3 protein-coding genes are annotated in these 1,693 nt (G+C 42.4%); 2 read left to right on the top strand and 1 reads right to left on the bottom strand.

What is annotated here, in order from left to right; all coding sequences use genetic code 11:
• A partial coding sequence (locus WCO51_13590; GenBank protein MEI6514286.1) for a hypothetical protein occupies positions 1–536 on the top strand: 536 nt, incomplete at its 5' end.
• A 63-nt stretch (positions 537–599) separates the two neighbouring features.
• Here the strand turns inward: WCO51_13590 and WCO51_13585 are convergent.
• Complete coding sequence (locus WCO51_13585) at positions 600–1,322, bottom strand: hypothetical protein (GenBank protein ID MEI6514285.1); 723 nt, start codon at positions 1,320–1,322, stop codon at positions 600–602.
• Between the two features lie 151 nt (positions 1,323–1,473).
• Here WCO51_13585 and WCO51_13580 point away from each other — a divergent pair.
• The coding region (locus tag WCO51_13580) for a 4-hydroxy-tetrahydrodipicolinate reductase (GenBank protein MEI6514284.1) at positions 1,474–1,693 on the top strand (220 nt) is incomplete at its 3' end.

The following is a 1,693-nucleotide window of genomic DNA, read 5'->3' as shown; positions in this document are numbered from 1 at the left end:
ATTTATGTCAAATCACCGCAGAAGATCCAACGGCTATGCTAGACACTTTCAGCCACATGACTCACAAACAACTAGATACGATGCTTGATCAACAATTAAGCTATTGCCATGAATTAAATGAATTTTTATATTATTCATTACCGGCAGATCCAAAAGATCCGGAACCTTTATCAGCGTCTGCGCGTTTAAGTTTACGCAATCACCATCTTCAGCGATTACAAACAACGGGTATCATGCTCAAAGACCCTCTAGAAAAACTCAGAGATCTTTGTAAAAAAATGAGTGAGGCAATGCAAGGACTAGGAGATGCCCTATCGAGGCAGGCAGCGATATTGCAAAGAATACAAGATGCTAAAGATTCTGGAAATGATATTTCTCTACAAGATGTGCGAGAAATATGCGAGTTTCATAAAGCGTTATCAACAATAACCATGACTCTTCCTAGCACTAACGAACCAAACCAGGAAAACACATTAGTAGCTTTAGACGTGCAAGAATCTACCGATGACCAAGGTTTGGGTAGATCGTTGGGGTAAGATAGCTGCTAAGCAGAACGCTTAAGTATCATAAGAAATTGTTGGGCCAAGGCCCAACCTACTTTATCCTATTTTTGCATGTAAGCTACAAGTAGAATCGAGCTCAGGCTCTGCCTGTTGTAGTTTTTTCAATATCTTTTTAGGATCATGTAGCATTCTAACTTGATGCATTTTCACCAGCATCATTAGATCACTTAGACCCCGTTGCAATGCATCTGACGGTGGGATTGCGAGCCCCCATGCACAATGCCCGTCTACTTTCTGTATTCCAATAGATACGCCAAGACAAGGATTGGGTTTTCCATTGCTATACCAAGATTCTCGATGGCCTGTAAGCAAGTTTTCAAACATGATGGTTCTTTCAAACTCTAAACCCTTAAAAGAAAGAGGGGGACAGAAACTCAATTTTGAACAAAAAAGTTGCGCAATCCAAAGCGGAACCTGTCCTAGTTCTCGACCTAAGTTAAGCCATAAAGGCTTCATGGGTTCCCACGCTTTCCTTTGCCAGTTTTTTACAGTAATTAAGGGTAGCGCCGCGACATCATACTCATAGGCCGCCTCAATAACAGACTTCATTGAAAAATGAGGTGACCCAACGACGAGCTCATCTTGTTGCTGAAAGTCCAAACCGTGCGTTTCAATATTCTGACATTCCAAATAAAGCTTCTTTTGAGTCGCTACATCAGTGAACTCATCCAGCATAGTCAGTAAATTCGTATCCCCCGCCCAATAAAGATACCCATAAGCAGACAGATCACCAAAACATCGGCCCGCGGCATCAACCATAGCTCCTTGATGAGATATTAAATAAGGTCAGAAGCGTGACGCCAGATCAAATACATCAATTAGCCCGCGACTTGTTTAGCGCGCCCGCTACCCTTGCACTAGTGGGTCCATTTAGAAGTAAAACCAAATTTGAGAAGGTGATTGCGTGAGAATCAAAGTTGCAGTTCTTGGCGCAAAAGGGCGCATGGGATCAGAGAGCGTTAAAGCGATATCTGGCACAAGCGATCTTGAAGTTGTTGTGCAATTAGATCTTGGTGATTCCCTCGATAAATTAATTTCAAGTGGCGCCCAAGTCGTAGTTGATTTCACGCACCCAGACGCAGTTATGGCGAATTTAGAATTTGCAATCAAGAATGGGATTAGCGTTGTAG

It is taken from the genome of bacterium (assembly GCA_037131655.1).
Taxonomy (GTDB): domain Bacteria; phylum Armatimonadota; class Fimbriimonadia; order Fimbriimonadales; family JBAXQP01; genus JBAXQP01.
The sequence above is the reverse complement of the archived record's forward strand: the minus strand, read 5'-3'. Positions and strand labels throughout refer to the sequence as shown.